This is a genomic window from Streptococcus sp. HMSC072D05 (assembly GCF_001815805.1).
GTDB lineage: Bacteria > Bacillota > Bacilli > Lactobacillales > Streptococcaceae > Streptococcus.
In genome coordinates this window covers 117,558-133,173 of record NZ_KV821994.1, presented here as the reverse complement: position 1 = coordinate 133,173, position 15,616 = coordinate 117,558, and the positions used below count along the sequence as shown (strand labels likewise).

Genomic DNA, 15,616 nt, shown 5'->3' with positions numbered 1-15,616 from the left:
TTGACGAGCATCTTGAACTAGCTCATCGGTTTCTTCTTCACGAATTGTGAAGTTAATCTTCTCTACGCGAGTTTCGTCGGTATAAGTCAACGGATACTCTGGCAGTGCGTCTGCTTTCGGTGGATCGTTCGGTACCATGTTTGGCTTAGCCGTGCCGACCTTGACGATTTGTGTTACGGGAGCTAGAGTTTCCTCGTTGGACAACTCTTGGCGGTCAACAACTTGACCGTTAGAGCTGTAAACACGAGTCTTAATCGTGCGTTCACCTTGGACTCCCGGAGTTGCGATTTGACGAGCATCTTGAACTAATTCATCCGTATATTGCTCCTCAATGTTGAAGGCTATTTTCTCTACCCGAGTTTCGTCAGTATATGTCAACGGATACTCTGGCAGAGCGTCTGCTTTCGGAGCTTCATTCGGCACCATATTTGGCTTAGCTGTGCCGACCTTGACGATTTGTGTTACAGGAGCCAAGGTTTCTTCATTCGAAAGTTCTTGACGGTCGATTTCCTGACCGTTAGAACTGTAGACACGAGTCTTAATCGTGCGCTCTCCCTCAACACCTGGAGTTGTGATTTGATGACTTCCTTCTGGAATCTCATCTGTATATTGCTCGTCAATAGAAAAATCAATCTTTTCTATTCTAACCTCATCATTTGTAGTCAATTCCAACTCAGAATTCTCATGAATAGGAGCTGTATCAGGATTTGTCCCATATTCCGTCAGTTCTGGAATCTCTTGAACTGGAGCTGTATCAGAACTGGTGCCATACTCTGCCAATTCTAGAACTTCGTGAACTGGAGATGTCTCGGGACTGGTTCCGTATTCTGTCAATTCTGGAACTTCGTGAACTGGAGAGGTTTCAGGACTGGTGCCATACTCTGCCAATTCTGGAACTTCGTGAACAGGCGCTGTTTCAGGAGTTGTACCGTACTCTACTAATTCTGGAACTTCGTGAACTGGAGTTTCTTTTGGTATCGAGTTAGTTGGAGCTGTTCCAACTAAAATAATTTCAGAAACAGGTTCAAGCGTCACTTGATCAGAAATCATTTCGCTTTTTACGATTTCTTGATCCTTACGAAAATGACGAGTCACCACTGTACGTTGACCTCGAACACCTGATTGTATGACTTTTGATTGCCCTTGAGGCAATTCATCGGAATATTGGTATTTTGTCTGATAAGGAAGTTCTTGAACTGACTCCTGCTCGCTAATTTTTAGTTCTGGTAAGTCATAAATAGGAGTTGAGCGTGTGAACTCTATCTCCTTAGCAGCTATAGCTTCTCTTTCTTCCTCAGTTAAAGCATCCCCCTTATCTGAAACAATCTCTTTCATATCAAGATTTGTTTCACTTGGTTTTAGCTCTCTTTCCTTCTCTCTCTCCAAGTCAAGTGTCAGATTTTCCTTCTGAGCAGAATGAGTTAAATGACTATCATTTTGTTCTTCATTCTTTAAGTAACCGATATAGTCGTAACCGTCAATTTTCAATGGCGCTGGAAGTGCATCTCCAAGACCCAAGTTAAGACTTTGATTATATGCAGCGAGCTCGATATTCGTCACTGCTAAGACTGTTGGAGATAGCAGTATGGATCCCATTCCAGTTACCAACAAGATAGAAGATAAATACCTCTTCCCATTTCTTCCTTTAACAACTACAAGCACTAGTAATGCAAGACCCATCGCTGTAAAAGTTGATTCCCAAAGACCGGAGTGACCTGTCTTAGGTAATACTCCAGACGAATCCCCTTGAGTAGTCGGACGATAAACTAAGTAATAGGTCTCTGAAGCATTCTCAACATGCTTTGGAATCTCCCTGATCAAGGCACTCTTCTCTGCCTCCGTCAATTCAGACTCCACTACGTAGTGGTATTTGACCTGAGCAGACTGCTGACTTTGAATTTCTGCTGCCTTTACAGAAGTCAAGTCCCCAGTTATTTGCCCACTCAAAAAGAAGCTTCCAATAGTCGCCGAAACGAGCCCAACGGACAACTTCCGGAAAGAAAAGCGCTGTCGTTTTTCTCCATAAAACTGATGTGTCATTCTAAAGATTTCCTTTTCAATATATTATTCAATCCTTTCTATTCTACCTGATTTCACTTGATTATTCAAATTATTTGTCGCGATTTTTAGAAGTAACACATGCTTTTTAAAAGTACCAAAAAACGACTCCTCTTTTTAAAAAATCTCAAAAATCAATTTAAAACGAACTCCAAAATTATTAGATTTCCCCCCTTTGTCCTAAACTTTTTCCAACAAAAAAGAGAGAAATAACTTTCTCTCTTTTACATTTTTATCTCATCTTAAACTATGAGACAACTTGATTCTATTATGATTATTTCGCTTCAAATCCTTCTGCAACTGCATCCGCAAAGTTTTCTTCTACGATGCTTGCACAGTGGTCACAGATGACTGCATGGTAGCTACGTTCTGCAGTAGTTGGATCGATACGACGGCAGCGGTCACATACTTCACCTGCAGCGCGTTTAACTGTAAAGGCTACATCTTCGAAGCTAACGGCAGCTTCTGGCGCTGTACCTTCAGCGATGGTCAATTCTGACACGATCAAAAGTTGAGCCACATTGCTATCTACTGCTCCAAGAAGAGTTTTCACAACTTCGTTTGGATAAACTGTCAAGTGTGCTTCGAGTGATTTCCCGATTACTTTTGCATTACGTGCTTCTTCCAAGGCTTTTTGAGCTTGTCCGCGGAAGTCCATGAAGGCTGCCCATGTATCCAGGATTTCTTCTTGGTTGGCAAAAGTTTCCGCTTCTGGCAATTCAGACAATTGCACAAATTCTTCAGCTTCAAACTCAAGATATGACCAGATTTCCTCTGCTGTGTGAGGAAGGATTGGTGTCAAGAGTTTAGTGATTTTGACAAGAATGTCATAGAAGACAGTTTGCATTTGACGGCGTTCGAGTGATTTGGCACCCTCGATGTAAACAACGTCTTTGGCAAAGTCAAGGTAGAAGGCTGACAAATCAACGTTGATGAAGTTCACCAAGGCCTTGTAGATTGTCAAGAATTCAAAGTTAGCATAAGCATCACGAATCGTTTTCACAAGCTGGTTAAAGCGAATGGTCATGTACTTGTCAACAGAACGAAGCTCATCGTAAGCTACTGCGTCTTGAGCTGGGTTAAAGTCAGATGTATTGGCAATCAAGAAACGAAGAGTGTTACGGATCTTACGGTAAGTTTCAGAGACTTGGCTCAAGATATCCATAGAGATACGCACGTCGTTGCTTGAGTCCACACTTGTTACCCAGAGACGCAAGATTTCCGCACCAAATTGTTTTTCAACATCACTTGGAGCAATCGTATTCCCAAGAGATTTAGACATCTTCTCACCTTTACCATCAAGAGCAAAACCTTGTGACAAGATTTGTTTGTAAGGAGCAACGCCATGGTTAGCAACAGATGTGATAAGTGATGAGTTGAACCAACCACGGTACTGGTCAGAACCTTCAAGGTAAAGATCTGCTGGATATTTGAGTTCTGGACGGTTGACCACTACTCCATTCCATGATGAACCTGAGTCAAACCATACGTCCATGATATCTGTTTCTTTCTTGAACTCGCCATTTGGTGAACCTGGATGAGTAAATCCTTCTGGCAAGAGGTCCTTAGCATCACGTTCCCACCAGATGATAGAACCGTGTTCCTCAAAGAGTTGAGCTACATGTTCAATAGTCTCAGCAGTCATGATTGGCGTTCCGTCTTCAGCATAGAAGATAGGAAGGGGAACTCCCCAAGCACGTTGACGAGAGATAACCCAGTCGCCACGGTCACGAATCATATTGTAAAGACGAACTTTCCCCCATTCTGAGTGGAACTTCACTTTTTCAATTTCATCCAAGATTTCTTGGCGGAATTTAGATACAGAGGCAAACCACTGTGGAACAGCACGCCAGATGATTGGTTTCTTGGTACGCCAGTCAAATGGGTATGAGTGAGAAATTTCTTCTTGAGCAAGGAGTAAATCACCCAGTTTTTCGATAACCGTCGGCACAACCTTGTCATAGAACTGACCCGCAAATTCAGGACCAGCATTTTCCATCATAATACCGCGTTCGTTAACTGTTACAGCAACTTCAAGGCCGTTGGCAACACCGACATTGTAGTCGTCCTCACCAAAACCAGGGGCTGTATGGACAATACCAGTACCAGAATCAGTCGTAACGTGGTCACCAAGGATTACCAACTCATCTACAGCCGTATCCCATGGGTGGACTGTTACGATGTGATTCAATTCTTGACCACGGTAGGTCGCCAAGACTTGAACATCAGCCCAGCCAAATTTCTCAGACAAACTGTTCAACAATTCTGAAGCAACTACAAACTTACGAGATTCACCAGCTGGTTGTACCAATACATAATCAATATCTGCTCCAACTGTCAAACCACGAGAGGCTGTAATGGTAAATGGTGTAGTGGTCCATACGACAATATAAGTATCCGTATCTAGAACACCTTTTCCGTCTTTGACGCGGTTAGCATAGTAAAGGGAAGTTGAAAGCAAGTCATGGTACTCAATTTCCGCTTCAGCAAGAGCTGACTCAGAAGACCATGACCAGTAGACAGGCTTGGCACCACGGTAGATATAGCCTTTTTTAGCCATTTCACCAAAGACACGGATCTGAGCCGCTTCATAGTCCGGAGTCAAGGTCACATAAGGATTTTCCCAGTCACCAGAAACACCCAATCGTTTAAAGTCTTCACGTTGTTTATCAACTTGAGAAAGAGCATACTCACGGCAAAGTTTCAAGTACTCAACCAAGTCCATTTCTTTGCGTTTAACGCCTTGTTTTGCCAAAACTTGCTCGATTGGCAAACCATGTGTATCCCAACCTGGGATATAAGGCGCATAAAATCCTGACATAGACTTAGAACGAACAATAATATCTTTAGAAATCTTGTTCATAGCGTGTCCAACGTGGATATTTCCGTTTGCATACGGAGGACCATCATGCAAGGTGAAATGAGGTTTTCCTTGGTTCAACTCTTGACGACGTTGGTAAAGTTTTGCTTCTTCCCATTCTTTTTGCCAAACTGGCTCTTTGGTTGGAAGACCAGCACGCATTGGAAAGTCTGTTTTCCCAAGATTGAGGGTTTCTTTAAGTTTCATTGTTACTCCTTTAATTTAAAATGACAAAATAAAAACCACGACTCGCAAAAAAGGACGAAAATCGTGGTACCACCTTTGTTCGAAAAAAGACAATGTCTCTTTTCCTCTTTTCCCGTAACGTGGGGGACGTCCAGTCTTACTGCTTTCAGACCGGATTGCTTGAGAGGATAATCTAACCACTAGGGACTGCAGGACTCACACCATCTCCCGCTCGCTGAAAATATAGTTGGTTAGACCTTGTTCTCACATTTTCTTATAGGATAAGAACAGATTCTTTGTTTGCATCGTCTTCAGTTGCTGCAGTAGCCTCTACCTCAACTGGCTCTTCATGCTGGTCACTTTCTTCTGTCTGTTGATTTTGTTGAGCTTCAAACTCAGCTAATTCTTTGTTGCCAGCCTCGATACGAGCTTGCAATTCAGCAACCTCTTCTGGTGTGAATTGACGAGTCATATCAATTGGTTCTTCCTCTGGTTGTAAAGATACAGTTTCACCAAGAACTTCACTCACCACTTCTTTAAAGGCTTCATCACTTGTCTGAAGATAAGTAGCTGTTGGGCGAAGAATATCTTCCCAATCAGATGACTCAACAATTGCTAACTGACTTTCAATCGTTGATTTAAGACGCTGATGGAATACACGGCTCTTGTTCTTCAATTCTTCAGTTTCAACAGCAACCTTCTTAGCATTATCTGTTGCCTGACGGAGAATTTCGTTTGCCTTGTATTTCGCTTCTTCAAGCAAACGCTGAGCGTCTTGTTCAGCTTGTTGAATAATATTGTTTGAACGTTCTTGAGCAGCTTGTTTGACACGCTCAGCTGTATCTTGAGCAATCAGAACTGACTGACTCAAGGAATCTTTCATTTCATCAAAGTAAGACAAACGTTCTTCCAAACTCTTGATGTGTGTCTCTTTGTCGTGATTGCTACGAACCAAGTCTTCATAATCACGAACAACGATATCAAGAAACTCGTCTACTTCTTCTGGGTCAAAACCTCTAAATCTTGTACCAAAGGTTTTATCTTTAATTTCTAACGATGTAATTGGCATACTTTTCCTCACTTACTTAATAAAAAATAGAATCATTAATTGCTTCTGGTTCTTGCTCGCTTGTTACTGTTCTCTTAGGAATATCATTCGTATAATAGGAAAGACGTTCTTCTAGTTTTTTGATATAGAGTTCAGTTTCATCTTTGTATCGAATCATCTCCTCTAATTCAAAGTAAATCTTATCTAGAAATAGGTCAACTTCTTCCTGATTGTAGCCTCTGAATGTTCTTGAGAAAGCTTTATCACTTATTTCTTGTGGTGTAATCGACATATTTTTTCTCACTTGCTTAAAAGTAGCCTGACTGTTAGTTTTTTCTTATCCTTTTTGGTCTGACCATTGTCTTTGACAACTTTCAAACGACCAAACTTTCTCACACTGATCAAATCCCCAACTGCAACCTGGTAATCAGATTTTTCAACCACATGATAATTTACCTGGACAGATTTTTTCTCTATCAGTTGACTAGCTTGGTTTCTAGATAATTTCAAGGCACTTGATAAGAGGGCATCCAATCGAAAACTCGAAACTAAAATTTCTCGTTCTCTATAATCAATTTTAGACAAAATCCTATCGGTAAAAGGACGTTCCTCCAGCGATACAGGAAGTCTGCCAATCTTTCTTATTCCATCCTGAAAAAGAGGAATGAAATCACGATTGACAAAAATCTGTGCTCTCTTTTCATCTACCAAGATATCACCAAATAATTTACGGTCAATTCCTAGTTGGTTGATAATTGTTCCCAATATTTTTCCATGACTCAGTTGCTCAAACTTACTCGGATAGCAAATTTCCAACAAGGCCATTTCAAAGTCTGATATCTCCGGTTCAAAGTAATCTGGATAGAGAAGAACTCGAACCGACTCTGTCGGAAGAAAATCACCACTACTTTGGCAACCCAGTCCATATGTCCCAGCTAGTACCCTCAAAATCTGTTCCTGATGGGGATTGATAAAAGGAGTAAGTACCGGTGCATAGGTATCTTCTACCCGCTTGATCCACTCTAACCCCTTATCAATAAAGGGAATATCATCTTGGGAAAAATGCTGATAAATGGCTCGATTTGCTGTCATAGTAATAAGACTAGTCGTGTTAAGAGATTTCCAACAAACTGAATCAGAATCAGCGCTGCCCAAACCGTAAAATCAAGACCAGCAAATTGTAGATTGAGCTTACGAAGGGGCTCAATAACTGGGCGAGCAAGTCTGATAACTAAGCGACCTAGCTGGCTTTCATAGGCATTTGGAAACCATGAAAGAAGAGCAAATGCAACGAGAATGATGGAATAAATGCTAACCGCATTTTGGATTAAACGAATTAAGAAAATCATTATCTTGCTCTATTTCGTTTAATATCAAAACCAAACTCAGCGCTTTGTGATTCATCTGGAAGCTTGATATCTTCAATATTCACGACAACATTGACAGGCGTCAATAGATACATCGTACTCGCAACTTTTTTCATATTTCCAGCCAAGACATGACGGGCTCCATCCAAGTAATCAAGGCAACGACGGGCTTGAACCTCTGTCATATATTGGAAATCAATCAAAATACTTTCATTTCCAGCCAACAAATCTACAATTTCAGTTGCATCTTCATATTTTCTTGGATAGCGAACATCAATTGTCACTTTCTCATCTGAACGATGGCTTTGCATTGCCAATTCTTGCTGTCGCGCATGAAGACGAGTGATATTTGCATCTTTAGCTGATCCTGACTGAGCAGGTGCTGGTAATTCTTTAGAAGATGAGATGGCTGGGCTAACTGTTTCCTCTTGTTGAGTCTGGTAGTTAGTCGTTTCTTCTCCGTCTTCTGTAAAATAATCTATAAATTTATCGAATCTATCTTTTAAAGACATAGCTCTCTCCTATTTAAAAAATGCTGTACCGATTCTAACAAAGGTTGAGCCGAACTGAATCGCTTCTTTAAAATCACGACTCATTCCCATGCTTAGCTCCGTCATCGGCATATTAGGGATTTGTTTTTCTCTAATTTCTGCTTGCAGAGCCTGCGTATCCTTGAAAATTTCTTTCAATTCATCACTGTCTGCCTCAAAAGGAGCCATGGTCATTAAACCAACATACTCAATCTGATCTAACTTAGCCAATTCTGGCAAAAGTTCTAGCAATTCTTCTTTTGAAAATCCATGCTTACTTTCTTCCCCAGAAATATTGACCTGCAAGAAACACTTGATAACATGATCTGTTCTCTTTTGAATTTCCTGGGCTAACTTTAAGGAGTCTAAAGCATGAAAGTAATCCACAAATGGGATTACTTCTTTCACTTTCCGTCTCTGTAGTGTTCCTATTAAATGCCAAGTAACTGGGTAATCTTTCAAGGCCTGATATTTTTCTAAAAATTTATCGACTCGATTTTCACCTATATGACGGACACCAAGCGGAAGCAAGGCTTCCGCTGTTTGTACATCTACATACTTTGTCACTGCGATTACTGAAACAGCATCTAGAGCACGGTTGGCTTCTTGACTAGCATCAGCTATTTGCTGAAAAACTAATTCAGTATTTTTTTTCAAATTCATTGATTAACGATTTTTGAAGAATGGAGGTGTATCCAATTCATCTTCATCTTGTGAAACTGGTGTTTCGAAGCGTTCTACTGGTGAAACAACTGGATCTGTTTGGCGAACAATTGACTCACGACGCAAGTCCCAGTCTCCAAAAGCAGAGGCTTGGTTTGTTTCAAAACGACGTGGGCTTGATTTAGGCAATTCTGCTGTCTCTTCCAAGTCGAATTGACGGTCAAATGTGTGTGCTTGTGGCGCTTTAGTTGATGGACGTCCAACTGGTTGGTTGTTACGAGCTCCAACTACTTTTTCCACGCGCTCTTGACGAACACCTGTCGCTACAACAGTAACACGGATTTCATCCTTCATGCTTTCGTCAATTGATGTTCCAAGCCAGATGTTTACACCTTGACCAGCTGCTTGGTTGACAATTTCTGAAGCTTCTTCTGCTTCAATCAAAGTCAAGTCAAGACCACCAGTAACGTTGACGATGACATCCTCTGCACCATCAATAGTTGTTTCAAGAAGTGGAGAGTAAATAGCTTTACGAGCGGCTTCAACAACGCGTTCTTCACCACTACCGATACCGATACCCATAAGGGCATTTCCTTTATTTGCCATTACAGTTTTCACATCAGCAAAGTCAAGGTTAATCAATCCTGGGTTCGTGATCAAGTCAGTGATCCCTTGAACACCTTGGCGAAGAACGTTATCTGCTTCGCTAAGAGCTTCAAGAAGTGGCGTTTTCTTATCAACAATTTCAAGCAAGTTGTTATTAGAGATAATCAACAAAGTATCAACGTGCTCGCGAAGTTCGTTGATTCCTTCTACAGCGTACTGGCCACGTTTGCTTCCTTCAAATCCGAAAGGACGTGTCACAACACCAACTGTAAGAGCACCAAGATCTTTAGCGATACGTGCAATAACAGGGGCTGCACCTGTACCAGATCCACCACCCATACCTGCAGTGATAAAGACCATGTCTGCTCCAGTGATAGCTTCCGTCAAAGCTTCTTCACTTTCTTCTGCAGCTTTACGTCCAACTTCCGGACGACCTCCAGCACCCAAACCACGAGTCAATTTTGGACCAAGTTGGATAACTGTTTCTGCTTTCGTACTGCTAAGGGCTTGTACATCAGTGTTGGCTGCGATAAATTCTACACCAGCAACACCTTCGTCAACCATGCGGTTAATGGCGTTACCACCACCACCACCGACACCAATTACCTTAATAACTGCGCCTTGAGCTGCTGCTGTATCAAATGAAAATGTCATAATTTCTTATCCTCTTTTATTCATCAAACATGCTTCCGATCAAACCACGGAAACGTTCTGTTAGCTTCGGTTTACTTTGAGAACTTGCTTGGAATTCTTCCTTGGGAGCAACTGGAGCTTCCTGCACGGTTTCAGCTGGAGCTGTTTGTGCTGGACTTGGTTGCGCTACAGGATTCAAACGTTGATTTGGAATGCCAAAGTTGATTGGTTTTTGACGAAGGAATTCATCTCCTTTAACTGCTTTTTGAGCAAGAAGATTGACTTCAGTCAATTTACCAGCAAACTCAGACAAGCTAATCACGTGCGCAAATGCAGGGTTGCGAATTCCAACTTGATTTGGTACATAAAGTTTTACGCGAACACCAAATACTTCTTGGGCTAATTCAACAATTCCTGGCAAAATTGCATTTCCACCGATAAGGACGATACCTCCTGGCAAATCTAACAAGTGTCTTCTTTCCAACTCTTGTTTGATTTGGTCAAAGATATGTTTGATGCGTGCTGAGATAATTTCTGCCAAGTAGCTTTCGGTTACTTCAACAGGTTCTACTTCACCAATTACTTCAACTTGGAAAGTTTCGTTACTTGCAAGTGGAACGTAAGCTTCACCATAGTTCAGTTTCAAACTTTCTGCAATTTTTTGAGATGTTTTCAAGACTTTAGAAATGTCTTTAGTAACGTAATCTCCACCTTCTTGGTAGATGTTAGTGAACTGCAATTCTTGGTTGCGAATAGTCGCTACAGTAGTCTGACCTCCACCCATGTCAATGACAGTCGCACCAAATTCACGTTCACCTTCATTGAGAACGGAGTTCACGATTGCCAAAGGTGAAATAATCACGTTATCAACATGAATACCTACACGCTCAACCGTCTTGCGAAGATTGTGTAGAATCGTACGAGGACCTGTGTAAAGCAGACCACGCATTTCCAAGCGGACACCCATCATACCACGAGGGTCACGGATGCCTTGGAATCCATCCACGATGAATTCTTCTGGAATAAAGGTAATCACTTCACGGTCAGGAGTCATGCTCTTTGTCAAAGCTGATTTGACAACATTTTCAACATCTTGATCTGTGATTTCTTTGGTATCTGAAGTTACAGGAATCATTCCTTGTGTTGGTTCAACCTGCAAGAGGTTTGCTGGAAGGCCAACGTTAACAGACTTAATAGAAATACCAGCTTTCTCTTCTGCCTGTGTGATTGCGGATTTGATCGCTGAAGCAGCTGCTTCAATATCAACAATAATTCCGTCTTTTACACCTTTACTTTTGGCATTGCTAACACCAATTACATTTACTTCGCCATCTCTATGCTCAGCTACTAGCACTTTAATCGAGCTAGTTCCGATATCTAAGCCTGTAAAAAAACCATCTCTAGTCATTACATCGCATCCTCTCTGTCTTCCAAGTTTCTCACTTCTATTTAATAACTATGTTTGGGCATAGCTATTCAAAGAATATTATAACACAAAAAATCCAATCGTGCTTAGTTTTTGATAAAATTCCTGCATGTTTTTTGAGAAAATTCTAGAAAAATTCTTCTTCTAAGAGATTATTTGAAGTTAACGTTCACAATTTCTTTTTTGTTTCTTAAAAATCCAAAAAAGAGAAGATCATTTTAGATCTTCTCTTGAATAAATTCTTCCGATTTTTGTTGTAAAAAATTTTCTACTAATTTCCCTGTTAAGCGAATTGCTATCACGATAACAGTCGAAACAATGAGATAATTTAAGGGCTGGCCGAAGCTTCCAACAAGTGGTGGTTTGTTTAAAAATCCATAATCTCCACCTACAACTAAGTTGACAACCCATATCAAGCCATTTAAGGCGAAGGTAATCACCACCACATTCTTCAAATCGAGAAGGGAAGGTTGATAGTTTCTAAACAAGTATAGGAGCGCATTTCCTAAAAGGGCAACATGTCCGATAATGAAGGACAAAATGGTCACGTGTGGAAATGGGTAGGGATCAAAGAGTGGGTAAGCCAGTGCTGCTGTTGCTCCAAAAGTTCCTAAAAGGGCAAAGTACTGTTTGTACTTGGATGTCCCTGGAATTAAGAGCATCACAAACATGGCGATACGGCAATGATAGAAGGGCAAACTTTCTGACAGAGGCATGAGATTCCCCCAATACCAGCTATACAGAACAATCAGTTGAACAGACTGAAGAATCTGAATAAAACGCTGGTAAGCAACTTTGTCGCGAAAACGATAAGAAGCATAAAAAGTAAGAGCCAATAAACATAACAAACCAATGTACCAGTGAAGTTCAAACTGGGGCGGTTCTGATATCTGTGTGGTAAATAATTTATCCCACAAATTCATATTCTATTCCTCGTTCATCTAGCTAGAGGCAGTAAAAAAATTCACTCCCCCCAGCTTTTAAATTTTTTGAAAAAACTTGATTCTATGCCATGCATAGAATACTTGAGTCTTAAATTCGCAACCTATTATATCATTTGTATTGCAGAAATGCACCTTGTAGATACCCTTTTTTGATTTGTCAACTTCTCTAGCATAAACTAATCAACATATTGGTCTCTTTGTCCTTTATAAACTTGCCAAAGAATCTCCATTTGCTCCTTGGTGATGCGTTTTTCAGATAAAACTGGCAATTGGTCAATGGCAAAAAATTGAAGCTCAGCAATTTCTTGATTCTCTTGAAATTGTCCATCAAGAAGTTGGCATTCAAAGACAAACTTTGCATATTGTTTGCTCTGTAGTTGGAAACGATTGGTATCAAAAACTGCAAGTAACCTTTCAGCTTTTGCTGTAAAACCGGTTTCTTCTTCAATTTCTTTGAGAATATTTTCGGTTGGAGAGTAGCCGACTTCACCAAAACCACCTGGCAAAGCCCAACTATCCTCTCCTTTTCCTCTAACTAAACAGACTTTTTCATCCTCAACAATCCAAGCACGGACGTCCATCAGAGGAGTTGCATAAGCGGAAGTTGGTTTCAAGACTTCTGCAACTTCTTCTGCATCGAGGTCTGATACCTGATTCAACATTTCAGATAACAGGATTCGCAAGTCCTCGTAGCGCTCACGGTCAAACGGATCTTTTGTAAAGGTTAATCCAGTATCCGTAATGGCTAGCATTCTTTGCAGATACTTGGTAAAATCACTTGCATTCATTTTCTAAACTTTCTACCAGCTTGGCTAGATTCATGGAGTTCGATCCTTTGAGCAAAATTTGGTCATTGGCTCCAAGGCTTTCCTTAACCTGCTTGACTAGGTTTTCAAATTGGTCCTCGTCAGCTGTTTTCTTGAAGTAGAAAACGTGACCGATTGGGAACATTTGACTAGCAAGTTGGCTTAATTCGGCAATGTCTTCTCCATAGAAAATCACGGTATCCACCACATCTGGCGATAGGCTCAAAATCATCTGGTTATGGAGTTGGACAGACTGGTCTCCGAGTTCCTTCATGTCTGCCAAGACAGCGATTTTCTTGCCTCCTTCGTTGGCTGGGATGGCAGAGAATGTCTCCAAAATCAACTTCATAGCTGTTGGATTAGCATTGTATACGTCAGACAGAATATCTGCTCCATTGGCTGCTTTCTTCCACTCAGTACGATTGCGGGTCAATTCTAGGTTCTGAAAGGCCTGATGAATTTGCTCTTCTGAAACTCCTTCTTGAAGAGCCACATAAGCAGCAATCATAGCATTGGTGGCATTGTACTTACCTGTCACTGGCAAATCAAGGGTTTGTTCCAAAAAATTCGCCTTAAAAGTCAGACTATCCTTGCGCTCAATCAAGTCCGTGATTTCTAACTCAGCTCCTGGCCCAAACGGACCACTTTTTTATCTGTAGGCAAGTAGTCCTCTACAATGGAGTCGGCTGGTGCCAAAAGCAAAGAACCTGGTGCCATACCATCAGCAATTTGCATTTTCCCTTTAGCGATTTCTGAACGGTCTTTGAAAAAGGCCAAATGAGCCTCTCCAACCAAGGTCACGATAGCTGTTTTTGGATGGGCCAATTCTGACAAGAGATGGATATCTCCCAGATGATCTTGTCCCATCTCCAAGACCAACTTTTCTGTCTCCTCAGGCATGTGAAGAACCGTGTAGGGAAGGCCTATCTCATTATTGTAATTGCCTTGAGTCTTGTAGGTCTTGTAGGTTGTTGACAGTAAATGCGCCAACATATCCTTGGTCGTCGTCTTGCCATTTGAACCCGTAACGGCAAAGACATCAACAGCCGTTTTCTCAAGATAGTAGGCTGCGAGGGCTTGAAAGGCAGTCAACACGTCGTCTACTAGAATGTAGGGATGATTTGCAATCTCTTTCTCAGACAAGGTTACTGCTGCACCATTTTCAAAAGCTGTTTCGATAAAGTCATGACCATCACGCGCACCTTTGAGGGGCACAAACAAATCTCCTGTCTCAATCAAACGACTGTCAAACTCAGCTTTTTCTAACTGAACGTCCGCAAAAAGACTAGCGTCATTTTTAGCTCCAACAGCTTGGGCAACTTCATGGATTGTTAATTTCATTTCTACTCCTTTAAAAAGGGTTGAAGTCCGAGAACTCTAGTCACCATGCAGTGATAGTTCTGGCTTCTACCCTCTCTTTCATTTTTATAGCAAATGCGCTTCGCGCTTGTCAAAACTTTGCTTAGCAAGGTCAACCAAACGCTCGATTAGTTCTGGGTAGCTGATTCCCATATTGTCCCAAAGTAGTGGATACATAGACCACTGGGTAAAACCTGGCATGGTATTAAGCTCATTTAGGAAAATCTCGCCCTTATCTGTATAGAAGAAATCACAACGAGACAGACCGAGGCCACCAATCGCACGGAAGGCTGTTTCTGCATTATGACGCATGACAGCTACTACATCATCACTAATCTTGGCTGGGATGTCCATGGTAATCTTGTTATCGATGTATTTGGCATCATAGTCATAAAAGGCAACATCCTTAACCACTTCACCAGGAAGCGTGCTCTTGACATCGTAGTTGCCCAAGAGACCAACCTCGATTTCACGGGCATTTACCCCTTGCTCTACTAAGACACGGCTGTCATATTGGAAGGCAAGTTCCAAAGCTTGACGGAGTTCTTCTTGGTTTTCAGACTTAGAAATACCGACACTTGAACCCATATTTGACGGCTTCGTGAAGACTGGATAAGTCAGTTTTTCTTCAACTTCAGCGATTTTAGCAGTCACATCATCGCCTTCAACGATGGCCACATAAGGTACTTGGGCAATCCCAGCAGACTCCAAGACACGCTTGGTCGTAATTTTATCCATGGCAAGGCTGGATGACAAGATATTACAACCAACATAAGGCATTTTCAAAACTTCTAAGAATCCTTGAACTGAACCATCTTCTCCCATCGGACCATGAAGAACTGGAAAGACCACTGCACCTTCTTCATAGATGGCACTTGGCGCTATTTTCTTGTCCCAGTCAATAGTCGCATTGGTCATGAGACGATCCTCTTGACCTGGGGTCTGGCTAAATTCCTGTGTTTTGATAAAGTCACCTGACTGGCTGATGAAGAAAGTATTGACGGTGAAACGGTCGTAGTTGACCGCACGCATAACACTTTCAGCTGAAAGGACAGAGACTTCACGCTCTGCACTACGTCCACCGTATAAAAGAATAATCGTTTGTTTCATATTGCTTGTCCTAATTCTAA

At 41.4% G+C, this 15,616-nt stretch carries 13 protein-coding genes and 1 pseudogene; all 14 read right to left on the bottom strand.

Annotated features, from left to right (window positions below; all coding sequences use genetic code 11):
• Positions 1-2,040 (bottom strand): G5 domain-containing protein (locus tag HMPREF3057_RS10400; protein WP_257370663.1); only part of this gene is annotated, 2,040 nt, incomplete at its 3' end.
• Positions 2,041-2,332: 292 nt separating this feature from the next.
• Positions 2,333-5,125 (bottom strand): isoleucine--tRNA ligase, encoded by a 2,793-nt coding sequence (ileS, locus tag HMPREF3057_RS02600; RefSeq protein ID WP_070696239.1) that lies wholly within the window; start codon positions 5,123-5,125, stop codon positions 2,333-2,335.
• A 253-nt stretch (positions 5,126-5,378) separates the two neighbouring features.
• The gene (locus tag HMPREF3057_RS02595; protein WP_001123188.1) at positions 5,379-6,173 is read right to left on the bottom strand and encodes a DivIVA domain-containing protein; all 795 of its coding nucleotides are present in this window, start codon (positions 6,171-6,173) and stop codon (positions 5,379-5,381) included.
• Between the two features lie 16 nt (positions 6,174-6,189).
• Positions 6,190-6,444, bottom strand: a complete 255-nt coding sequence (locus HMPREF3057_RS02590; RefSeq protein WP_000028988.1) for a DivIVA domain-containing protein — start codon at positions 6,442-6,444, stop codon at positions 6,190-6,192.
• A gap of 8 nt (positions 6,445-6,452) precedes the next feature.
• On the bottom strand, positions 6,453-7,244 hold the full coding sequence (locus HMPREF3057_RS02585) for a YlmH family RNA-binding protein (RefSeq protein WP_000126363.1): 792 nt from the start codon (positions 7,242-7,244) through the stop codon (positions 6,453-6,455).
• Complete coding sequence (locus tag HMPREF3057_RS02580) at positions 7,241-7,501, bottom strand: YggT family protein (RefSeq protein ID WP_000576501.1); 261 nt, start codon at positions 7,499-7,501, stop codon at positions 7,241-7,243. The genes HMPREF3057_RS02585 and HMPREF3057_RS02580 overlap by 4 nt, the downstream gene beginning before the upstream one ends.
• On the bottom strand, positions 7,501-8,031 hold the full coding sequence (locus HMPREF3057_RS02575) for a cell division protein SepF (protein ID WP_000053367.1): 531 nt from the start codon (positions 8,029-8,031) through the stop codon (positions 7,501-7,503). Before HMPREF3057_RS02575 ends, HMPREF3057_RS02580 begins: the two co-directional genes overlap by 1 nt.
• 9 nt (positions 8,032-8,040) lie before the next feature.
• Positions 8,041-8,712 (bottom strand): YggS family pyridoxal phosphate-dependent enzyme, encoded by a 672-nt coding sequence (locus tag HMPREF3057_RS02570; RefSeq protein WP_049505659.1) that lies wholly within the window; start codon positions 8,710-8,712, stop codon positions 8,041-8,043.
• A 3-nt stretch (positions 8,713-8,715) separates the two neighbouring features.
• Positions 8,716-9,972, bottom strand: coding sequence for a cell division protein FtsZ (ftsZ, locus tag HMPREF3057_RS02565; RefSeq protein ID WP_000144261.1), 1,257 nt, complete (start codon positions 9,970-9,972; stop codon positions 8,716-8,718).
• Positions 9,973-9,988: 16 nt separating this feature from the next.
• Positions 9,989-11,359, bottom strand: a complete 1,371-nt coding sequence (gene ftsA / locus HMPREF3057_RS02560) for a cell division protein FtsA (RefSeq protein ID WP_000196346.1) — start codon at positions 11,357-11,359, stop codon at positions 9,989-9,991.
• Between the two features lie 236 nt (positions 11,360-11,595).
• Entirely contained in the window at positions 11,596-12,300 is a 705-nt protein-coding gene (locus HMPREF3057_RS02555; protein WP_001055269.1) for a YwaF family protein, read from the bottom strand.
• A 197-nt stretch (positions 12,301-12,497) separates the two neighbouring features.
• Positions 12,498-13,109 (bottom strand): NUDIX hydrolase N-terminal domain-containing protein, encoded by a 612-nt coding sequence (locus tag HMPREF3057_RS02550; RefSeq protein ID WP_049478463.1) that lies wholly within the window; start codon positions 13,107-13,109, stop codon positions 12,498-12,500.
• A pseudogene (gene murF / locus HMPREF3057_RS02545) lies at positions 13,096-14,468 on the bottom strand (UDP-N-acetylmuramoyl-tripeptide--D-alanyl-D-alanine ligase). The gene HMPREF3057_RS02550 and the pseudogene murF overlap by 14 nt, the downstream one beginning before the upstream one ends.
• An 84-nt stretch (positions 14,469-14,552) precedes the next feature.
• Positions 14,553-15,596, bottom strand: a complete 1,044-nt coding sequence (locus HMPREF3057_RS02540) for a D-alanine--D-alanine ligase (RefSeq protein WP_070696236.1) — start codon at positions 15,594-15,596, stop codon at positions 14,553-14,555.
• Positions 15,597-15,616: the final 20 nt, after the last annotated feature.